Annotated in this window: 9 protein-coding genes; 7 read left to right on the top strand and 2 right to left on the bottom strand. The window is 52.2% G+C overall.

The window, feature by feature from the left end; all coding sequences use genetic code 11:
* Positions 1–310 precede the first annotated feature (310 nt).
* Together P2W70_RS30530 and P2W70_RS30525 are read left to right on the top strand one after the other, a co-directional pair.
* Positions 311–2,905 (top strand): glycoside hydrolase family 2 TIM barrel-domain containing protein, encoded by a 2,595-nt coding sequence (locus tag P2W70_RS30530; protein WP_276485397.1) that lies wholly within the window; start codon positions 311–313, stop codon positions 2,903–2,905.
* 420 nt (positions 2,906–3,325) lie between these two features.
* Positions 3,326–5,710 (top strand): ABC transporter permease, encoded by a 2,385-nt coding sequence (locus P2W70_RS30525; protein WP_276485375.1) that lies wholly within the window; start codon positions 3,326–3,328, stop codon positions 5,708–5,710.
* Between the two features lie 23 nt (positions 5,711–5,733).
* On the opposite strand, the gene P2W70_RS30520 is transcribed toward P2W70_RS30525, so the two are convergent.
* Positions 5,734–6,342, bottom strand: coding sequence for a hypothetical protein (locus P2W70_RS30520; protein WP_276485374.1), 609 nt, complete (start codon positions 6,340–6,342; stop codon positions 5,734–5,736).
* 243 nt (positions 6,343–6,585) lie between these two features.
* On the opposite strand from P2W70_RS30520, the gene P2W70_RS30515 reads away from it, so the two are divergent.
* The 4 genes from P2W70_RS30515 to P2W70_RS30500 all read left to right on the top strand — a co-directional run bounded on the left by P2W70_RS30515 (position 6,586) and on the right by P2W70_RS30500 (position 17,821).
* Complete coding sequence (locus P2W70_RS30515) at positions 6,586–11,523, top strand: DUF3320 domain-containing protein (RefSeq protein ID WP_276485373.1); 4,938 nt, start codon at positions 6,586–6,588, stop codon at positions 11,521–11,523.
* A gap of 294 nt (positions 11,524–11,817) precedes the next feature.
* A complete protein-coding gene (locus tag P2W70_RS30510) occupies positions 11,818–14,151 on the top strand; it encodes a PSD1 and planctomycete cytochrome C domain-containing protein (RefSeq protein WP_276485372.1) in 2,334 nt (777 codons plus the stop codon).
* A gap of 39 nt (positions 14,152–14,190) precedes the next feature.
* Positions 14,191–15,636: a DUF1501 domain-containing protein gene (locus P2W70_RS30505; protein ID WP_276485371.1), complete on the top strand. Its 1,446-nt coding sequence runs from the start codon at positions 14,191–14,193 to the stop codon at positions 15,634–15,636.
* Positions 15,637–15,679: 43 nt separating this feature from the next.
* Positions 15,680–17,821 carry an FN3 associated domain-containing protein gene (locus P2W70_RS30500; RefSeq protein ID WP_276485370.1) on the top strand — a complete coding sequence of 714 codons (2,142 nt, stop codon included), beginning with the start codon at positions 15,680–15,682 and terminating at the stop codon, positions 17,819–17,821.
* 75 nt (positions 17,822–17,896) lie between these two features.
* On the opposite strand, the gene P2W70_RS30495 is transcribed toward P2W70_RS30500, so the two are convergent.
* Positions 17,897–18,373, bottom strand: coding sequence for a hypothetical protein (locus P2W70_RS30495; protein WP_276485369.1), 477 nt, complete (start codon positions 18,371–18,373; stop codon positions 17,897–17,899).
* Between the two features lie 233 nt (positions 18,374–18,606).
* Here P2W70_RS30495 and P2W70_RS30490 point away from each other — a divergent pair, with 233 nt between their 5' ends.
* A complete protein-coding gene (locus tag P2W70_RS30490) occupies positions 18,607–21,399 on the top strand; it encodes an alpha/beta hydrolase family protein (protein ID WP_276485368.1) in 2,793 nt (930 codons plus the stop codon).
* Positions 21,400–21,409: the final 10 nt, after the last annotated feature.

Raw genomic sequence — 21,409 nt, 5'->3', positions numbered from 1 at the left:
ACAGAATCAAACTCAATCTAAAAGGAATGAGCCCGATAAAATATCGAGCTCATCACTGTAATACTTAATTTTTTAACTGTGTCCAACTTTTGGGGTTCACTGCAAAAAGGTATACCCTCTTTTTTTATGCGGGTCCCGGTTTGGCGACCCGTAGTCGTTTAAGGTACTTTCCAGTACCGTAATCTATTCACTTCATAATCTTGTCGACTTGAATTTTCTTCCCCGTTTGAACTGTCTGATAGCTGTCGTGGTTATACTATGTCCGGTCTTGCTAACCGCACAACCCGCTGCAAAACCGGTACGGCAGTTGGTGAATCTAAACGCCGGATGGCTGTTTTGCAAGGGCGTTGACAACAGTGGCCAGCAGCCCGATGCCAAAGCTTCGTGGAAGAGCGTGCGTTTGCCGCATACCTGGAATGCCAGCGATGTTATGGATGATGAGCCGGGTTATTACCGGGGTGATGGTTGGTACAAGCGCAGCTTTACGGTGGATGCCAGCATGCGGCAAAAAAAAATTTATCTCTATTATGAAGGGGCCAACCAGGTATCGACCGTTTGGATTAACGGCAAGCTGGCAGGCAACCATACCGGCGGCTATACCGGATTTTACGTGCCGCTGAACGAGTGGCTGCGTTATGATGCGCCCAATGAGATCGTAGTAAGCGTCAACAATAGCTACCAGGAAGACATAGCTCCTCTCACGGCTGATTTTACTTTCTATGGCGGCATTTACCGCGATGTATGGTTGGTGACCACCGATGCAGTACATTTTACGATCAGTGAACATGGAGCCAAAGGGCTGTTTATAACTACGCCGCAGGTCAATGCAGAGCAGGCTAGGGTGCTGGTACACGGTTCGGTGAACAATGAAACCATACAGGTGAGATCATTGCGTGTGATCACCCGCCTGCGCGACCAGCAAGGCAAACTGATGCAGGAGCTCGTAGCCCCTGTATCCATCCCGGCTCAATCCGCGGCAGAATTTACGCAGCAAAGCCAACCCATCACCAAGCCTCACCTGTGGTCGCCCGAACATCCTTATCTATACACGGCCGAGACAGATATCATCGATGCTACCACCGGTCGCCTGCTCGATAGGCAAACCAATAAGGTTGGCTTTCGCTGGTTTCATTTTGATGCCGATAAAGGTTTTTTCCTCAATGGGCAACCGTATAAACTGGTGGGCTCCAGCCGCCACCAGGATTACCAGGGACTCGGCAATGCCGTACCCAACGCGCTGGCACGTAAAGATGTGCAGTGGTTAAAAGAAATGGGTGGCAACTTCCTGCGCATCGCCCATTATCCACAGGACCCGGTCATCCTCGAAGCCTGCGATGAGTTGGGCATTCTTACTTCTGTGGAGATACCCGTGGTGAATGAGATCACCGAGTCGGAGGCGTTTACACAAAACTGCCTGCGTATGCAGCAGGAAATGATCCGGCAAAATTTTAACCATCCAAGCATCATCATCTGGTGTTATATGAACGAGGTGTTGCTGCGTCCTCATTTCAACAACGACAAACCCCGGCAAGAGATCTATTTTGCCCGGGTGGCTGAGCTGGCACGGCAGTTGGACAGTACTACCCGTCACGAAGATCCAACGCGGTACACCATGCTCGTCAATCACGGCGATTTCAACCGGTACAAGGCTGTAGGGTTGACCGCCATACCGCAGCTGGTGGGCTGGAACCTGTACAGCGGCTGGTACGGTGGTAACCTCAGCGATTTTCCGGCCTTCCTCGACCGGCATCACAAAGAACTACCCGATAAACCATTGCTCGTGACAGAATACGGCGCCGATGCCGATCCACGTATCCGGAGTATGCAGCCGGTGAAGTTTGACAAGAGCGTCGAATACACGACGGCCTTTCACCAATACTACCTGTCCGCCATGATGGAGCGTCCTTTTGTAGCCGGTGCCATGTTGTGGAACCTCGCCGACTTCAATTCCGAAGGCCGTGAAGAGACCATGCCGCATATCAACAACAAAGGATTGCTGATGTGGAACAGAACGCCGAAAGATCCTTACTATTTTTACCAGGCCTCGCTGCGCAAAGAGCCGGTGTTAAAGATCTTGGGTGCATATTGGAAGCAGCGTGGCGGCATGGCCGACAGCAATGCGCCGGTATGCACACAACCCGTTCAAGTCGCCAGCAACCTCGCAGCAGCAGAGTTGTTTTTGAATGGCAAAAGTCTGGGAAAGCAATCCGTGAAAGCGGCGCTTGCCAGCTGGTCAGTACCGTTTGTGCAAGGGGCAAATAAGCTGACGGTGCAAGGCATATCTGGCGGCCGCACCATTACCGATCAGCTGACGATCGACTTTCAATTACAACCGGATCGACTACAACGTACAGACATCCCTTTTCGCCAGGTCAATCTGTTGTTGGGTGCCAACCGCTATTATATCGACTCGGCCAGGCAGCTTTGGATACCTGATCAGCCCTATCGTTCAGGGAGCTGGGGACATGTGGGGGGCAAAGTCTTCAAGATCCCCGGCAACAACCGCCTGCCCTACGGTACCGATAAAAATATCGTCGGCACCGACAATGATCCCATTTATCAAACACAACACACCGGCCTCACCCAGTACCGCTTTGATGTGCCGGCCGGCCAGTACGAGTTGACTCTGCATTTTGCCGAATTGCTCGGCGGTACCGTGAAGGGGATTCCTTATAACCTCAGCAGCGAGGGGCGTAAGGAAGATGAAGTGCTGCGGAGTTTTGACGTATTGGCCAATGGCCAGGTACTGCTAAATGGGTTTGATATTGGTCGCCAGTACGGTGTGGCCAGGGCGGTGGCGAAACGATTTACCGTCACCGTTTCCGGCCAGCAAGGGCTGGTGCTCGATTTCAAGCCGGTTACCGGTGAGCCGGTCCTCAATGCCATCCAACTAAAAAAGCAATAGTTCCACCCGCCGCTGCAGGAAGCGGCGACTATTTTTGCTCTTGTAAATCGACGGGAGTGCTTCGGCACTCCTTTTTTTATGCCTGCACCCGGTCGGCACTGATTTACACAATGTAAGATAACCCGTAGATAAGCTGTATATAACCTGTAGATAAGCTGTCTACAAGCCATTCTTATATAGATACGGGTTATCTACGGCTTATCATCGGCTTATCTACGGGTTATCCTCGGGTTATTCTATGGCCAGCAATCAAGTTGGAAGCCATGGGAACAGCACAACGGGGGCGGCCGGTTACGAACGGCGGCCGTATCGTAACCGGACAGTGAGGCAGCGGTAAATGTTTTTGTTGTTTGATTATCAGTGTGCTAGGGAGTCGGCACCCATTTTGGTGCGTAAAGGCCGGCCATTTAAACCAGCAATATGATCAGGAATTATTTCAAAGTAGCGATCAGGAATCTCACCCGTAACAAAACCCTTGGCTTCATCAATGTGGCCGGCCTGGCCGTCGGGATGTCGGTAGCCTTGCTCATTGGGTTATGGATCTATGATGAAACAACCTACGATAAGGTGCATGACAACTACGATCGTATTGCCAAGGTGCGCCAGCATATCCGGGCTAATGGCGCGGTGCGTACAGCCAAAGAAATACCGTTTCCGCTGGGCCAGGTGTTGCGTACCCAGTACAGCAACTATTTCAAGCAGGTGGTGATGTCCTCTCATCGCGGTGGACATGTGCTGTCGACCGGTGATAAACAGTTTTCTCAATTTGGTGTATACCTCAGTGCGGAAGCGCCAGAAATGCTGAGCCTGCATATGATTAGCGGTACCCGGGAGGGTCTCCGTGACCCAGCCTCGATCCTGTTATCGCAGTCTGCCGCCCGTGCCTTTTTTGGCGACGCAGATCCCCTCAACCAGCTGATGAAGATCGATAACCGGGAGGGGGTGAAAGTGACGGGTGTGTACGAAGACCTGCCAGCCAATGCCACACTGACCAACCTTAAGTTTATTGCTCCCTTTGACCTATACGTGCAAACCAACCCTTGGATCAAAAATAATGTTCACAACTGGTCCGTCAATCCTGTACAAGCCTATGTGCAGCTGCAAGACGGGGTCGATATGGACAAAGCTTCGTCGGTCATTGCCGGCCTTTCGATACAGCAGGCGGGTGCAGCGTTGCAACAACAGCAACCCGTGTTGTTTCTCGAGCCTATGTCACGTTGGCGCCTGTATGCTGAATTTGAAAACGGCGTCAATACCGGCGGCAAGATCCGGTATGTATGGATGTTTGGTATCATCGGCCTTTTTGTATTGCTGCTGGCCTGTATTAATTTCATGAACCTGAGTACGGCTCGCTCCGAAAGGCGGGCACGGGAGGTAGGCGTACGCAAGGCGGTGGGATCGTTGCGGGGAAGCATTATCGGTCAGTTTTATTTCGAAGCCTTACTGGTGACCTTCATGGCCTTTACGGGCGCGTTGCTGTTGGCGCAAGGCTTACTACCTTTTTTCAATACCGTAGCGGCCAAGCAACTATCGATGCCCTGGCAATCTCCTTTCTTTTGGCTGGCCGGATTGGCGTTTTGCGGATTGACTGCTTTGTTGGCGGGCAGCTATCCGGCGTTGTACCTGTCTTCTTTCCGTGCCGTGCAGGTATTGAAAGGCACGTACCGTGCCGGAAAAATGGCTACCCTGCCACGTAAGGTGTCAGTAGTGGTACAATTTACCGTGTCGGTTGCCCTCATCATCTGTACGATCGTGGTTATGCAGCAGATCGAATTTGCGCGTAGCCGCCCTATTGGCTACAACCAGGATGGTTTGTTGGTGATGCCGGCTATGGCGGGCGACAACAAAGCCGTCTATGACCGGATGCGCGAGGAGCTGAAACAACAACAGGTGGTCGCCGATATGGCTGGCTCGCAGGCGCCCACTACCGATATCTGGGGTACTGAAGCAGACCTGCAATGGCCTGGCCGTGATCCGCAAGTGCCGGTCGACTTTCCGGTAACCGGCGTTTCGGTCGATTATGGTAAGACCATCGGGTGGCAGGTAATGGCCGGCCGTGATTTTTCACGCGACTTTACTACCGACACGAATACATTTATCATCAACGAAGCGGCTGTGCAATACATGGGGTTGAAAGAGCCGGTGGGTTCTATCATTACGCTCGAAGGACGCCCTTTTACCATCGTCGGTGTGATAAAGAATGTGGTGACCGAATCGCCTTACGATCCCGTGAAACCAGCGTTGTACTTTCGCTGGGACGGGCGCGTCAATTATTCCTTTGCCAGGATCCATCCGTCCATCAGTGCATCGGCTGCCATCGATCGCATCAAAACGGTGTTCAATAAAAATTATCCAGCAGCTCCCTTCGAATACCAGTTTGTAGATCAGGACTACGGTCGCAAGTTTGGCAACGAAGAGCGGGTAGGCAACCTGGCCGGTTTCTTCACGCTGCTGGCCATCCTTATTTCCTGTATGGGGCTGTTTGCGCTGGCAACCTTCGTGGCAGAACAAAGAACCAAAGAGATCGGTGTGCGCAAAGTATTGGGCGCAACGGTTTGGAGCGTTTGGCGTATGCTGACCCACGAATTCGTATGGCTGGTAGGCATTGCCTTGCTCATCGCCATCCCTGTTGCCGCACTTTTGATGCACCAATGGCTGCAAAACTACCAATACCGTACCGGTATCAGCTGGTGGATCTTTTTTGCGACGAGCGGCGCGGCCATCGTGATCACCTTACTGACGGTAAGCTGGCAAGCCATTAAAGCGGCGAGAGCCAATCCGGTCAAAAGTTTGAGAACGGAGTAGGGGCGGCGACGTGCTTCCGCCCATCACCAAAACTTCCACCAGGGTTTTGTAGGGTTCTTCGAAGGCGTTTGCGTCGCATTTCCTTTTTTGCGCAGGATGGTCCATTCGTATTCGCGGTAATCCCGCTGAATGATCAGGCCTAGCTGCTGGCAATATCGCTCGATGCTGTCAAAGTCGAACACATAGGTTACTTCTCCATCGTATTCGTCTCGTTCACCCGGCGCTTCCCCTTCAAAGGGAAGTGGCGCACCAACAATGACCGGTTCGGAATCGTCTGAATAGCAGAATTCCAATTCCCGTTTCTTTTCACCAAACTCATACAACGCAAAGTAGTAATACGACGACACGCTTTGCGCGGCGGTAAAGATCACCTGGGTATTGAACTCCCGGGACAAATGAATGCCCCATTCTTCCAGTTGAGCCACACCATTGTGCACAACGGTGATCCACCCGGGCTGGGTAGTTGCGATCGCCAGGTAATTGGGTGGTGCGTTTTCTGATACAAATCGGTCTTGCAGGTTGGAGGGAAATTCGCCAACAGTGAGCTGCTGAATATGGCTGAGTGATTTCAGTTCTTCAACAAGTGACTGCTGATTGGCGGTTTGTACGTAAAAGCTGGTCCAGGTTGCCATGGGGCAAACGATTAGGGTTAGTTTGGGGGTTAAGAATGCCCAATGAAAATAGCGAAAAGTCGGGGAAAGCCTATTGCCAGAATAAATTTAACTTAGTGCAGGCGACGGATGGAACAATTCACCCCATTTGAGCTTTAATTCACTCAACACGACTTACTTCTACATCTAATTAATTATAACTTGACCAAACGGCACGGCGATGAAAATCCCGAATGCTGTTTTATCCGTATTTTTCAACCGTATATGAGTGAATCTATTTTGAACAAACTGGAAGCGTCGCGCAAAGAGTTACTCGATCTTGGATTGCGCAATCCCCTGTTGAATTATAAAATGCCGATGGCACGTGGCCTGCAGATCGTGCAGGAGCAATCGGCCAGCGTGTACGATATTCTCGTGGCGCAGGGTAAAGCGATGACGTTTCTGGAGAAGCTGGTGAAGACGGAGAAGATCGCTCCAGGTAAAAAAGTAGCTACCGCAGCTGCCGATGCGGCAACGGGCAACGATTCGCTGGCTACAGATGCTACGGGGCAGCATGGTTCAAATGAAGGCACAGAACTGCGGCCTGCCATTGTTCAACAGTCAAAAAAAACGAAACCGGTAGCTGCCAGGACGGCGGAGCTTTTCGACCCCGTTGAGGACGACAAAGCGGTGCCTGCCAATGGTGCAACCGCCAACCCACAAAACGCAGCCATCGAGGATGCCGGGCAGCCGGTCGCTGCAATACCCGAAGAGGAATACAATCTGCCACCGGTAACGGAGGAGACCATTACAGATACAAAACTTCAAACGAATGAGCCGGACCTGCAACTGCAGCGCCGGCTGTTGAATACCTACTACGATGCCCGTACGTCGATCGAAGAGCAGGGTGTCAATATCCTGTACCTCTCGTTGGGTATGTTGCATTGGTACGAAGCCGACAACAGCGAAGAGTTGCGCCGGGCGCCCCTCGTGCTGGTGCCGGTAACACTCGATCGTTCCAGTGCACGCGAACGCTTTCGCCTGCGTTATACGCTGGAGGAAATGGGCGCCAATATTTCCCTGCAAGCCAAGATGAAGGCCGAGTTTGGGATCGTACTGCCCGATATGGTAGACCCCGATGACTTTACGATCGGAGAGTACTTTCAGTCTATTGAAAAAGCCATCGATGCCAAAGCGCGGTGGCAGGTAGTGCCGGATGAGATCGAATTGGGTTTTTTCTCATTCGGCAAATTCATGATCTATAGTGACCTCGACAGCAATAAATGGCCCACTGATAAAAAGCCTGCGGCGCATACCATCGTATCCAGCTTGTTGGGCGATGGATTTATTGGCGAAACCATCGGTATCGAGGAAGATGCCCATATCGATGAGGATACGTCGGCCAATGACCTCTTTCAGGTGGTGGATGCCGATAGTTCGCAATTAATGGCCATGCTGGCAGTCAACGAAGGACGTAACCTGGTGGTGCAGGGACCTCCCGGTACCGGTAAGTCACAAACCATTACCAATATCATCGCCAATGCCATCGGGCAAGGCAAGAAGGTACTGTTTGTGGCGGAGAAGATGGCCGCCCTCGAGGTGGTAAAGCGCCGCTTGGATAATATTCACCTCGGTGAAGCCTGCCTGGAATTACACAGCCACAAAGCCAATAAAAAAGAACTCCACCAGGAGTTGCGGCGGGTGTTGGAACTCGGCAAGCCTACGCAGCAACAGTGGCAACAACAGGTAACGTTGCTGGAGGCACAGAAGGCGGAGTTGAATACCTATTGCTATGCCATCAATACACCGGTGGCGAATAGTGGACTCACGATACACCAGGTGTTTGGTTACCTGTTGGAGATCAGGGAGCAATTGCAACAAGTAGAAGTAGAGAAAATTCCACTGGAAGATATTGCAGCCTGGGATGCTGCCCGCATGTCGGCTGCCGAATCGCTGGCATTGCGTATACAGGCCCGCCTGAAGGAGATCGGGGTACCGGCCTCCTTGCTGTTTTATGGTAGTGGTCTGCAGGTACTGATGCCCAATGGCGAAAAAGCTTTGTTGACATCCTTTGCCGCGGGAGAACAGCGTGCTGGTGAAGCGCAGGCGGTAGCCACGGAGGGGGCAGCACATGTAGGTGTGCCGGCGCCCACGACGGCCGTACAGGCAGCAGATCTCGTCAGTTGGTTAAAGCTGTTGTCCCTGCAGCCCCTGCTGCAAGGTATGGCCATCGCACAAAATGACTGGTTGCTCTACCAGGCCGATATCGAAGAGTTGATCGCCACGGGTAAGCAACTGGTGGCATTGCGGGATCAATACAAAGACATTTTTATTCCCGAGGCCTGGCAGCAGGACGTGATGACCATCCGGCAACACTTACTGTTGCATGGACGTAAGTGGTATAAGTTCGTCATCAGCGACTACAACCGCAGCAATAAATTACTCGGAACACTTTGCAAAGCAGGCTTGCCAGATACGATCGATGAGAAACTCGCTTATGTGGAAGCGATCCTGGAAGGCAAAAGACTGGAGGCCGAATTGGCGGAACACGAAGGATTAGCGGCATCCCTGTTTGGTCCCCACTGGAAGAATCTGAAGACCGACTGGAACGTACTGGAGGCGGCGAGTCGTTACCTGCTGATCGTACACAAGCAAATTGCCGCGCGCACAGCGCCTGTGGTCTTGCTCGATTACCTCCAAACACACCGCAATCCCCAAGAAGCCAAACATTGGCACGATCAATTGTATAAAGCACTGGATCATCACAAACAGTCGGTCGCAGACATCATTGCCGGTCTCAAGTTGGATGAGTCGCTTCGTTTTGGCGCCGGTGGCTTTTTGCAAATGACTTTTGAAAAACAGGCAGCGCTTTTCCAAACCTGGCAGCAACGGTTGCCGGAGCTGCACCAGGTCATTCAATGGAATGGACTGGTAGAAACAGCTGCCACGCAAAACCTGTTGTCACTCGTTCATACCGCTACTTATTGGGAGCAAGCGAAAGACCTGCTGCATACTGCCCTGCGTAAAACCTGGTTCGAGTACCTGTATGAGCAGGCCGTGCTGGCCAACCCTTCGTTGCGCAAGTTTGAACGGGCCAGTCACGAAGAGGTGATCCAGCAGTTCCGACAAACGGATAAACTGAACCTGCAGTATAACCGCGCCCGGGTGGCGGCACGCCACTGGGAGAGTATGCCGCGCCTCGAGGCAGGCGGACAGGTGAATACGCTGCGCAAAGAATTCAACAAGAAAGCCCGCCATATTCCGATCCGGAAATTGATTGAAGAGGCTGGTATTGCCATACAGGCCATCAAGCCGGTATTCATGATGAGTCCGTTGTCGATCGCCAATTTCCTGCCGCCGGGCAGTGTGGAGTTTGACCTCGTTATTTTTGATGAGGCTAGCCAGGTGCGGCCGGTGGAAGCGCTGGGCGCCATCCTGCGGGGTAAGCAGTTGATCGTTGTAGGCGATACCAAGCAGCTGCCGCCTACCAGCTTTTTCGATAACCTCAGTGCAGAACTGGAAGATGAAGATAATGTAACGGCCGACCTGCAAAGCATTCTCGGTATGTGTGATGCGCAGGGATCACCACAGCGTATGTTGCGCTGGCATTACCGCAGCCGGCATGAGTCGCTGATCACCTTATCCAATCATGCCTTCTACGAAAACAAGCTGGTGATATTCCCAAGTCCCGGATCCAGAAGTCGCATGGGGTTGGTATTCCATCACCTGAAAGATACCGTATACGACCGGGGCAAAACCCGCGCCAACCAAAAGGAGGCGGAGGCGGTAGCCGATGCCGTACTGGATCATGCACGCAAGTCGCCCAAACTGAGTCTCGGAGTGGCGGCTTTCAGCATGGCACAGAAACAGGCCATACAGGATGCGCTGGAGTTGCGTCGGCGCAAGCACCCCGAACTGGAGCCTTATTTTGCGGCACATACCGATGAGCCTTTCTTTGTAAAGAACCTCGAAAATGTGCAGGGCGATGAGCGTGATGTGATCTTCATCAGTATCGGTTATGGCCGGGCGGCAGATCGATCGGTGAGCATGTCTTTCGGTCCGCTGAACAATGAAGGGGGCGAACGGCGCCTCAATGTATTGATCACCCGGGCCAAGCTTCGCTGCGAAGTGTTTACCAATATCACGGCCGACGACATCGATATCAGTCGTACCCAGAAATACAGTATCAAAGCACTGAAGAGTTTCCTGTACTATGCCCAGCATGGTCGCCTCGATCAATTGGAAAAGATCAGTGGTTTACCGGCCGACAGTCCCTTTGAAGAAATGGTGGCGGACCGGTTGGCTGCGCATGGTTATACCGTTCGTCGGCAGGTAGGCTCTGCCGGTTATTACCTCGATCTGGCAGTGGTAGATACGGATCATCCGGGTAGATATTTACTCGGCATCGAATGCGATGGAGCAGCCTATCATTCAGCCCGATCGGCCCGCGACCGTGACCGCCTGCGGCAGCAGGTATTGGAGAGCATGGGCTGGCGCATATACCGCATTTGGAGTGCCGACTGGTTCCGAAATCCGGAGCGTGAATGGAAAAGGCTGGCTGAGGCAATTGAACAGGCCCGGGCGGCGCAACACCAGGAAGATGATGCATGGGAAGAGCAGGAGCAGGCGGCACCCCTCGTATTGCAGCGGGAGTCGATGCCTGAGCAAGCGGCAGATATTCCCGACTATGTATTTGCCACTGTGCCCGAAGCCATCGCCAGCCAGGAGATCCACCTGCATGCTACCAGCCAGTTATCGGTATGGATTGAAGAGATCGTGAAAATAGAAAGCCCGGTGCATTTTGATGAGGTGGCCCGCCGTATTATTGAAGCGGCCGGCGTGGCGCGCGTGGGGCCACGCATCCGGGAGTCGCTGGTGCAGGCCGTAAAATACGCAACAGGGAATCTATGGATACGGGTGAGTGAAGACTTTCTATGGTACCAACAGTCGAAAATTCCGCAGCTGCGTGACCGTAGCAACTTGCCTGCCTCGGTAAAAAAGCTCAAATACATCGCCCCGGAAGAAATGATACTGGCCATCGAAAAAGTGGTGCGCGACTCTGTGGCCATTCCGCCAGAGGCGGCGGTGCCTTTTGTGGCACGTATCTTCGGCTTCAACCGGGTAACGGAAGATATGAAGGCCGAGATCATCGGTATGATCGGTCGTGCCCTGGCGCAAGGCACCGTCTATCAGGAAGGAGACTATCTCAAGATCACTAACTAAACACGATTTCCAGCAAGCCATTGACATACCCGAGGCAATTTCCCGCAATCGATTGAAGGTTGCGGGAAGTTGTTCCGGAAAGACTGATAATCAGCTCCCCGCAAGCTTTTTACCCTTTCTTTCATGGCCGGCCGCCCCTGCCGGTTTCGCTTTTTTTAGTTATATTACAGACATACGTGTATCTGACCGGTAGCAGGTGTTGTGTCATAGGCAAACTGCGTGATACCAGCGCTGTATCCGGTAGGGAATGCACCTCGAGTGCGAAAAGGGATTCCTGATCACAATCTAACAGGTATGATGTTCCGCGATTGCTTCCAGCTCAAATGGCTTTGGGTGGCGTCGGCGATGATAATAACCATCGCCGTGTCGACAATAGCTTGTCATCAAACGGCTACCGGCCCGCTGGCCGGTAAGGTGAGTTACAACTTTCACATCCGTCCGATCCTTTCCGACAAATGTTTTGTATGTCACGGTCCTGATGCCAATAAGCGGGCTGCCGAATTAAGGCTCGATATGGCCACCGCGGCGCTGGCACCCCTCAAAGAAACCAAAGGTGCTTTCGCCATCGTGCCCGGCAAGCCGGAAGAAAGCGAAATGTACAAACGCATTATCTCCACGGATCCGGCTTACCAGATGCCTGCACCCGAATCGCACCTGGGCCTGCTCAACGAAAAAGAAATCGCCCTCATCAAACAATGGATCACCGAAGGAGCGGCCTATGAAAAGCATTGGGCGTTCATCGCACCCGTGAAACCAGCAGTGCCTGCTGCCAAACAAAAAGATTGGGTGAAGAACGACCTCGATTATTTTGTATTGGCCGCTATGCAGGACCAGGGGCTTTCTCCCAATGAAGAAGCCGATAAAGAGCGCCTGCTGAAACGTGTCTCCTTTGATCTCACCGGTCTGCCGCCCGATATCACCCTGATGGATGCCTTTATGCAGGATGCCAGTCCACAAGCATATGAAAAGATGGTAGACAAACTGCTGGCCAGTCCGGCCTTCGGAGAAAAGATGGCGGTGCATTGGCTCGATGTAGCACGATACTCCGATTCGTATGGCTACCAGGATGATAATATCCGCACGCAATGGGCCTGGCGCGATTGGGTGATCCATGCCTTCAACAAGAACCTGCCCTATGATCAGTTCCTGACCTGGCAGATCGCTGGCGACATGCTGCCCAACGCCACCAAAGAACAGCAGTTGGCTACCGGCTTCTTCCGCAACCACAAATACACAGAAGAGGGTGGTGTGATACCGGAAGAATACCGCGTAGAATACATTCTCGATAAAACCAAGACGTACGGCAAGGGTATCATGGGTATTACGATCGAATGTGCCCAATGCCATGATCACAAATACGATCCCTTCAGCCAGCAGGATTATTACCGCCTCTATGCTTTCTTCAACAACAGCAAGGAGATGGGTTTTGAAGGCGACATTACCCAATCGAAGCTGGCCAAGAAACCGGTGCTGGAGATCTCGAAAGAAGAACAACAACAAATACTCAATTTCATCAACCACAAAGATACCGGCCGCCTCTACGTATCGGTGATGGGAGAGCTGGATACTTTGCGTAAAACGCATGTGCTGAAAAGAGGTTCCTATGATGCGCCTGGTGAAGAGGTGCGTGCCACAGCCGTGAATGCCATCATGCCATTCGATACCGCGGAATATCCCCGCAATCGCCTGGGCCTGGCTGCCTGGACGGTCAACCGCAACAATCCACTCACGGCCAGGGTATTTGTCAACCAGCTTTGGCAGGAATTTTTCGGCAAAGGCATCGTCAAGACGTCCGGCGATTTTGGTATGCAGGGAGAACTGCCTTCACATCCCGCCTTGCTCGATTGGCTGGCGGTGGATTTCATGGACCACCAGTGGGACATAAAGCGATTTGTGAAGCAGATCGTCATGAGCGCCACCTATCGCCAGTCGACGAAAACGACCCAAGAAAAGCAATCCATCGATCCGGATAACATCTACCTCTCGCATGGACCGCGCAGCCGGCTCCCGGCCGAGTTTGTGCGCGATATGGTGCTCTCGAGCAGCGGCCTGCTGATCAATACCATCGGCGGCCCCAGCGTAAAGCCCTATCAGCCCAAAGGGATCTGGGAAGCGGCTACCTCGGGTCGTGGCGTGCTGGCTACCTACCAACAGGATCATGGTGACGAACTATACCGCCGGGGGATGTACACCTTCATCAAGCTAACGGTGCCGCCCCCTTCTATGCTGGTATTCGATGCCAGCAACCGCGACCAGTGTGAAGTGAAACGATTGAAGACCAATACGCCCTTGCAGGCGCTCATCATGATGAACGATCCTGCGACGCTCGAGGCGTCACGTGTATTGGCGCAGCGACTCGTGGGGGAGGGGGGCGATGCGAAAGACAAGATTGCGCAGGCTTTCCGGCGTATCATCTGCCGCAAGGCTTCCGACAAGGAACTGCAGGTGCTGCAAGCTTACTATGTCGAACAATTGAAGCTGTTTCAATCGAAACAACTCGATGCGGCTAAAACGCTGCAGGTGGGCGAATATCCGCTCAACAAGCAACTGGACAAAGATCTGTGCGCGGCCATGATGAAAACCGTCAATACCATCTATAACCTGGATGAAGCCATCACCAGGTCGTAGTACTTATACAGCAGGCCAGGCCTGTACAAACCATCGGGTATGAAAAATGAAATGCTGGAGCATGGACTCACACACAACCGTCGCCGCTTTCTGTCGAAGCTCGGTATGGGACTTGGCAGTGTTGCGCTGGGTTCTTTACTGATCCCGGACCTCTTCAAAGACGATCCGGCCGAAGCCATCATGGCGGGCCTGCCCCGCTTTGCTCCCAAGGCCAAGCGGATCATTTATCTCTTTCAGAATGGGGCGCCTTCGCAATTGGATCTGTTCGATTACAAGCCGAAACTGCAGCAGATGCATGGCCAGGATCTGCCGGCCAGCATCCGCATGGGGCAGCGCCTTACGGGTATGACGAGCGGGCAGGAACATTTCCCGCTGGCGGGCACCATCTTCAAATTTGGCGAGTATGGCCAGGCGCGTGCACAGATCAGTGAGTTGCTGCCGCATACCGCCAGCGTGGTCGACGACCTCTGCATCATCAAGACACTTTATACAGAAGCCATCAACCATGACCCGGCGCTCACCTTCTTCCAAACCGGTGCACAGGTGGGCAACCGGCCCAGTATGGGTGCCTGGCTCAGTTATGGTCTGGGAAGTGAGAACAAAAACCTGCCGGCATTTTGTGTGCTGCTGTCGAAAGGAAAAGGGAATGGCCAGGGCGTATATGGCAAACTGTGGACCAATGGTTTTCTCGACTCCATGCACCAAGGTGTGCAGTTTAGCAGTGGCGAGAATCCGGTATTGTACCTCAACAATCCCGAGTCGATCGATAAAGCCGACCGGCGTCGTATGCTCGATAAAGTAGCGGAGCTCAATGAAGCCTCTTATGCCGAGTTTGGCGATCCGGAGATCAAAACGCGGATCCAGCAATATGAAATGGCTTTCCGGATGCAGACGGCTGTGCCGGAGATCACCGATATGAGTCGGGAACCGGAATCGATCGTAAAGCTGTATGGTCCCGATTGTTTGATACCCGGCACCTATGCCGCCAACTGTTTGCTGGCCCGCAAGCTGAGTGAAAGTGGAGTACGTTTCGTGCAGTTGTATCACCAGGGCTGGGACGCGCACGACAACCTGCCGGGTCAGATAGTAGGTCAATGTAAAGATGTAGATCAGTCGAGCGCCGCATTGATCACCGATCTCAAGCAACGTGGCTTGCTCGATGAAACGCTGGTGATCTGGGGCGGTGAGTTTGGTCGTACCAATTACTGCCAGGGTAAGCTGACGAAAGACAATTATGGTCGTGACCACCATCCCCGTTGTTTTACGGTTTGGATGGCCGGTGGTGGTGTAAAGCCCGGCGTGTATGGAGAAACGGATGAGTTTGGCTACAACATTGCCAGCAACCCGGTACATGTGCATGACTTCCATGCCACCATTATGCAATTGATGGGGCTCGATCATGAGCAGCTGGTGTATAAGCACCTGGGCAGACGTTACCGGTTGACCGATGTAGCCGGTAATGTGATCAAGGACCTGATCGCTTAAATAGATAGAAATCCCCCAACTAACCAATCCCCTGTCTGCAGGCATGAAAATAAAAAAGGTCATTGCCGTATCCCTGCTGCCGCTGAATGTATTGCTGTTGTTTTTCCTGATCGTCAGTAGCAAAATAATGGTACCTGCCTGGTTGCAGGTGCCAGGGCGAACGCACCCCATGTTGCTTCATTTTCCCATCGTACTGGTATTGTTGTATGCAGCCTGGGTGCTTTGCTCGCCGCGGAGTAGCAGGCAACAACCTTATTGGAACCCTATTGAAGACAGTTTGCTGTTGGGAGCGGCGGTGACAGCAGCCTTGACGGCATTGACCGGTTTTCTGCTGTCGAGAGAGCCGGGGTATGACGAAGGAATGTTATCCTGGCATAAATGGTGGGGAGCGGGGTTGTCTTTCCTGTTGTATGGCCTGTATGCATTCAAGCCCGCCGTGAGCAAGCCAATGGGAATAAAGATGGGTGCTTTAACAGGGACTTTAGTATTGTTGGTTGCCGCTCATTTTGGCGGCAATATTACCCACGGTGAAAACTTTGTATGGGCACCAGTAACGCCAACGGGGGAGCATACGGCACCGCCGCTGGAAGAAGCGATGGTGTTCAACGATGTGATCAAACCTATTCTCGACAGCAAATGCATGAGCTGTCACAACGATAGCAAAGCCAAAGGTGAACTGATCCTGGCCACGAAGGAGGCCATACTGCAAGGCGGCAAGAGCGGTCATTTATGGGATACTACCAAAGAGGATCTTGGCCTGCTGATGCAAAGGCTGCACCTGCCGGAGACTGCCAAAAAACACATGCCGCCTGTTGGTAAGCCACAGCTGACGCCCATGGAGATCAATTTGCTAAAGGCTTGGGTGAGGGGAGGCAGCCTCTTTGATAAGAAAGTACTGGAACTGCCAGACGGCGATACCTTAAAGACGATGGCAGCTTCCCTGCTGCATTCGGCTGAAGAAGCGACCTATGATTTTGAGCCGGCCGATGACGGCAAGATCAGGTCGTTGAGCAATAACAATCGGATGGTGAGCCCGGTGGCTGTTGGTTCGCCGGCACTGGCGGTAAACTTTTACAACCGGGCGTTCTATACAACCAAAGAATTGGAGGCATTGAACGCAGTCGGCGAGCAGATCGTGTCGCTTAACCTCGACCGCATGCCGGTGAGCGATGCCGACCTGGCCACGGTTGCCAGGTTCAGGAACCTCCGAAAGCTTAGCCTCAACTTTACAGCGATCACGGGAAGTGGATTAGCACAGCTGAAACAGTTGGGGCAATTGAAAAGCCTGTCGTTGACCGGTACACCAGTCAACGCCGATCAGGTGAAGGACTTGCAGGCCATGGAGCGATTGAAAGCGCTGTATCTCTGGAATACCGGCATCACAGAAGCGCAGCAGCAAACATTGGCAACTTCGGCACCAACCGTACATTACTACTATGGGTTCAAAGACACCGCCATCCTGAAGATCATACCACCGGTTATTGAAAACGAGTCACTGGTGATCACTGATCCGGTGCCGCTCAAATTAAAACACTATATCGGTGGTTCGGAGATTCGGTATACACTCGATGGGAAAGAGCCCGATAGCCTACATTCACCGTTGTACAGCGACGGGATCGTATTGAAGAATACGGTCCTCGTGAAAACCAAGGCCTATCATAAGGGCTGGATAGCCAGCGAGGTGGTGCAGAAGCAATTTTACCGGTCGGGCTTGAAAGTCGACAGCATTTTGCTGGCCACAGAACCTGAGGCCAAATACAAAGGAAAGGGAGCACAACTGCTGATCGACCGCGATAAGAGTGAGCCAAACTTTGGCAATGGCAAATGGCTGGGTTATCATGGGCGGCCGGTGATCGCGACCTTGCTGTTCCGACACCCTGCTACCGTGAACAATGTCACCATCAGCATGATCAAGTCGGTCGATGAACATATCTTTCCACCGGCTGCTATTCAGATCTGGGGCGGCCGCGATTCGCTGCGCCTCAAACTACTTAAAACGATCACGCCACCGGCGCCCGGTATGAAAGATCGCAGCAAGGATAATATTGCTTTTTCGGGTGATTTTACCCCGACTCCGCTACAATGCATACGGGTCGTGCTGAAGCCTATTGGCAATATCGTACCCTGGGTGAAAGACAAGAAAGCCAAAAGCTGGCTGTTCATCGATGAGGTGTTTGTGAACTGACCAGGCCCCTTGTTGTGGATACAACCGGGGCGACGTAAACCTGGCCAGCAGTGGCTGATTGCTGTATGCTATATCCTAACGAGAGGCAGTCTTGCCCGATGTGCCACTGACTACGATGGCTGCCAGCAGATGACCGGCCGGCATTTCTTTGGAGCTGTAATACAGCTGTAATTTCCCTCCTTTATTTTTTTGCAGGTCGATGATGTCACCCACTTTGCAGGTCATGCTGCTTTTGGCATTGGCTCCGTCTCCATAATGCCATTCTTTCAATGTTTTGTGGTGTTGGTCTTTGATGGCAATACTTCTTCCTTTGCCGGGCTGGCCGCAATGGCTGAAGGTGATGCTCAGCTGGTCGTTGTAATTGGCCTTACCCAGTTCGAAGCTCTTTAAACCTTCTTTCATGGCCAGGTGTTGTTGCAATACAAGTTTGTCATTCAGGAAGATGCTGAAGCTGTCTCCGCCGCGATAAGCCGCGAAGGAAGTCAGAGTGGCACAGAAAGCCAGGAGGGCAAGTGTTTTGGCCACTATCCGGTGGTGGTTGATCCATTTCATACAAGACATATTTTGAGGTGAATAATGCTTTACACCACAAAGCAACGGGTATGGCAGACGGCTGCATAATTACTTTGACGAACGAGGGGGCTGGCTTGACGATATGCACGACCTGCCAACCACTAATGACCGCGATCGGGAAAAACTGCCCGCGGAAGGGGGCTTCTGTCACATTTTAAAGGCTTTTATGCCCCTCCTTGCGTATTTTAGCTCCCATTAAACTTTCGACTATTATGAAGTTTCACGTTTCCCTGTTAACCCTTTCCTTGTTCCTCACGACCGTAGGAATGGCCCAGAAAAAAAACCTTACGCCGGAGGACTACGGCAAATGGCAATCGCTCAGCTTCACAGATCTATCGCCCAATGGTGAATGGGCAGCTTACATCGTAGCTTCACAGGAAGTGAATGACACCTTGTACGTGGTGAACCGGTTGACCAATAAGAGCTATAAACTAGAATTCGCCACCAACTTCGAATTCTCCAAAGACAACCAGTGGATCGCCTACCAGATCGGCGTTTCCTACAAAGACGGTGAAAAGCTGCGCGAGCAGAAGCAGCCCATCAAGTACAAAATGGGATTGTTGAACCTGGCTACCGGCCGCAAGCAGGTCGTGCAGGATGTATCGTCTTTCCGCTTTTCGCGCAACGGTAAATTGCTGGCGATCAGCCTCGACCCGCCCAAAGAAAACAAAGACAAGGGCGCTGTACTCTTGCTCAAAAAACTGGCTGACAGCAGCACCCGTACCATCGGCAATGTCACTGCCTGGTCTTTCAATAAAAGGAGCGATTACCTCGCTTACATCGTAGAGTCTGCCAACCAGGCCGGCAATTCAGTGGAGTTGTTCAATCTCGACAATTACTCCCTCAAGGTCCTTGCCAGTGATACGGCCCGCTTTTCGAAGCTCACCTGGCAAAAAGAAGGAGAAGGCCTGGCTTTCTTCAAATCGTTCAAGAAAGAAGGCTATGAAGAAGAGAATGCCCAGGTATATACCTATGTGAATATTTACAAGGCACCCGTGCTGAAAATATTCGATGGTACTACCTACAAAGGTTTTCCCGATAGCATGCGCATCAACAGCGCTTCCAACCTGGTATTGAGCGATGATATGACGGCCGCATTCTTTGGCATCAAGAGCTGGACGGCCAAGCCAAAGAAAGACGAGAAGAAAACGACAGATTCCGTGAAGGCAAAAACCGATACTGCGAAAAAAGCCGACAGCACGAAGAACCTGGCAGCAGCAGCTCCTAAGAAAGATGAGAAGCTGGCCCAGGTAGATGTATGGCATTGGAAGGATACCGAGATCCAGCCCCGTCAGAAACTGACTTATACGCAAGACAAAGAGCAGAGCTACCAGGCTGTTTGGAATATCGACAACAATACGTATTTCCAGATAGCGACTGCCGTTGCCCCCAATGTGAGCTTCAGCGACAACCGGAAATGGGCAGTGATCAGTACCAGCAAAAAATACAAACCTGCGTTTAAAGAAGATTTTGCAGACTATACACTCGTGAATACCCGCACCGGTGAAAAGAAACTGCTGCTTGAAAAGTCGCTGGCTGGTTTTTATACTGCACCGGTGTTGTCGACCGAAGGCAAATATGCTTACTATTTCAAGGATAGGAGCTGGTGGACGATCAACACTGCTACGGGTGTTACCACCAACCTGACAGGTGGCCTCAACAGTTCTTTCTGGAATGTACGTGATGACCATCCTGCTACCAAACCGCCGTATGGGGCCGCTGGCTGGACCAAGGGCGACGCAGCGCTGCTCGTATACGATGAATACAATGTGTGGGCCCTCAATCCCGACGGAAAAGGTACACGCAAACTCACCGAAGGCGAAAAAGATGAAATCCAATTCCGGGTAACACGGTTGGATTTTGAAGACCCCTTCATCGACGACACCAAGCCCGTATACCTGTCGGCTTATGGCGACAAGACCAAGAAGTTTGGTTACTACAAGCTGGAGAAAGGCAAGGTGAGCCCGTTGGTGTTTGAAGATGCGACCGTTTACCGGCTGATCAAGGCGAAAGATGCGAACGTATTCTCCTATACCAAAATGGACTACAATGTTTCGCCTGAGTTGTACGTGACCGAGAACTTCACCGCCAACAAAAAGGTGGTAGCTACTAACCCGCAGCAACAGAACTTCTATTGGGGCAAAAGCGAGCTGGTGAACTTTACCAATAAGAAAGGAAAAGCATTACAGGGTGCCTTGTTCTATCCCGCCAACTACGAGCCGGGTAAACAATATCCCATGATCGTCTATATCTATGAACTGTTGTCGAATACCGTCCATATGTATACAAACCCTTCTACCCGCAGCGCATACAATACCACCAACTTTACCACCAATGGCTATTTCGTGTTCCGTCCTGATATCGTGTATGATATCAACGAACCCGGTACCAGTGCGGTAGATTGTGTGGTGCCCGCCGTAGAGCAGGTGTTGAAAACGGGTATGATCGATCGCAACAAGATTGGCCTGATGGGGCATAGCTGGGGCGCTTACCAAACCTCGTTCATCGTATCGCAGACCAATATCTTCAACGCCGCCTGTGCCGGTGCACCGCTGACCGACCTGATCAGTATGTCGATGTCCATTTACTGGAACAACGGTATCCCCGATCAGAAGATCTTCGAGACCAGCCAGGGTCGCTTTGATGGTCCCTGGTACGAGCGCATGGATGCGCATATCCGCAACTCGCCGATGTTCAACGCCGATAAGATCAAGACGCCCCTGCTGATCGCCTTTGGCGACAAGGATGGTGCGGTAGACTGGCACCAGGGTATCGAAATGTATGGTACCATGCGCCGGATGGAGAAAGAGCATGTGATGCTGGTGTACGCCGATGAGAACCACGGGTTGGCGAAAAAAGAAAACCAGATCGATTACCAGCAGCGCCAGCGCGAGTGGTTTGACCACTTCCTGCTTGGCAAACCGGCTGCCGCCTGGATCAAAGAAGGCGTTAGCTACCAGGATAAAATGAAAGCAGTAGAAAAGGAAAGTAAATCATCCCAATAAGAAGAAACGT

It is taken from the genome of Paraflavitalea pollutisoli (genome assembly GCF_029360705.1).
Classification (GTDB): domain Bacteria; phylum Bacteroidota; class Bacteroidia; order Chitinophagales; family Chitinophagaceae; genus Paraflavitalea; species Paraflavitalea pollutisoli.
This window is presented reverse-complemented; position numbering and strand designations above follow the sequence as displayed.

Coding starts and splice junctions, on each gene's coding strand:
- P2W70_RS30515 (WP_276485373.1), top strand. CDS start 6,586: ATGAGTGAATCTATTTTGAACAAACTGGAAGCGTCGCGCAAAGAGTTA.
- P2W70_RS30505 (WP_276485371.1), top strand. CDS start 14,191: ATGAAAAATGAAATGCTGGAGCATGGACTCACACACAACCGTCGCCGC.
- P2W70_RS30525 (WP_276485375.1), top strand. CDS start 3,326: ATGATCAGGAATTATTTCAAAGTAGCGATCAGGAATCTCACCCGTAAC.
- P2W70_RS30495 (WP_276485369.1), bottom strand. CDS start 18,373: ATGAAATGGATCAACCACCACCGGATAGTGGCCAAAACACTTGCCCTC.
- P2W70_RS30500 (WP_276485370.1), top strand. CDS start 15,680: ATGAAAATAAAAAAGGTCATTGCCGTATCCCTGCTGCCGCTGAATGTA.
- P2W70_RS30520 (WP_276485374.1), bottom strand. CDS start 6,342: ATGGCAACCTGGACCAGCTTTTACGTACAAACCGCCAATCAGCAGTCA.
- P2W70_RS30490 (WP_276485368.1), top strand. CDS start 18,607: ATGAAGTTTCACGTTTCCCTGTTAACCCTTTCCTTGTTCCTCACGACC.
- P2W70_RS30510 (WP_276485372.1), top strand. CDS start 11,818: ATGATGTTCCGCGATTGCTTCCAGCTCAAATGGCTTTGGGTGGCGTCG.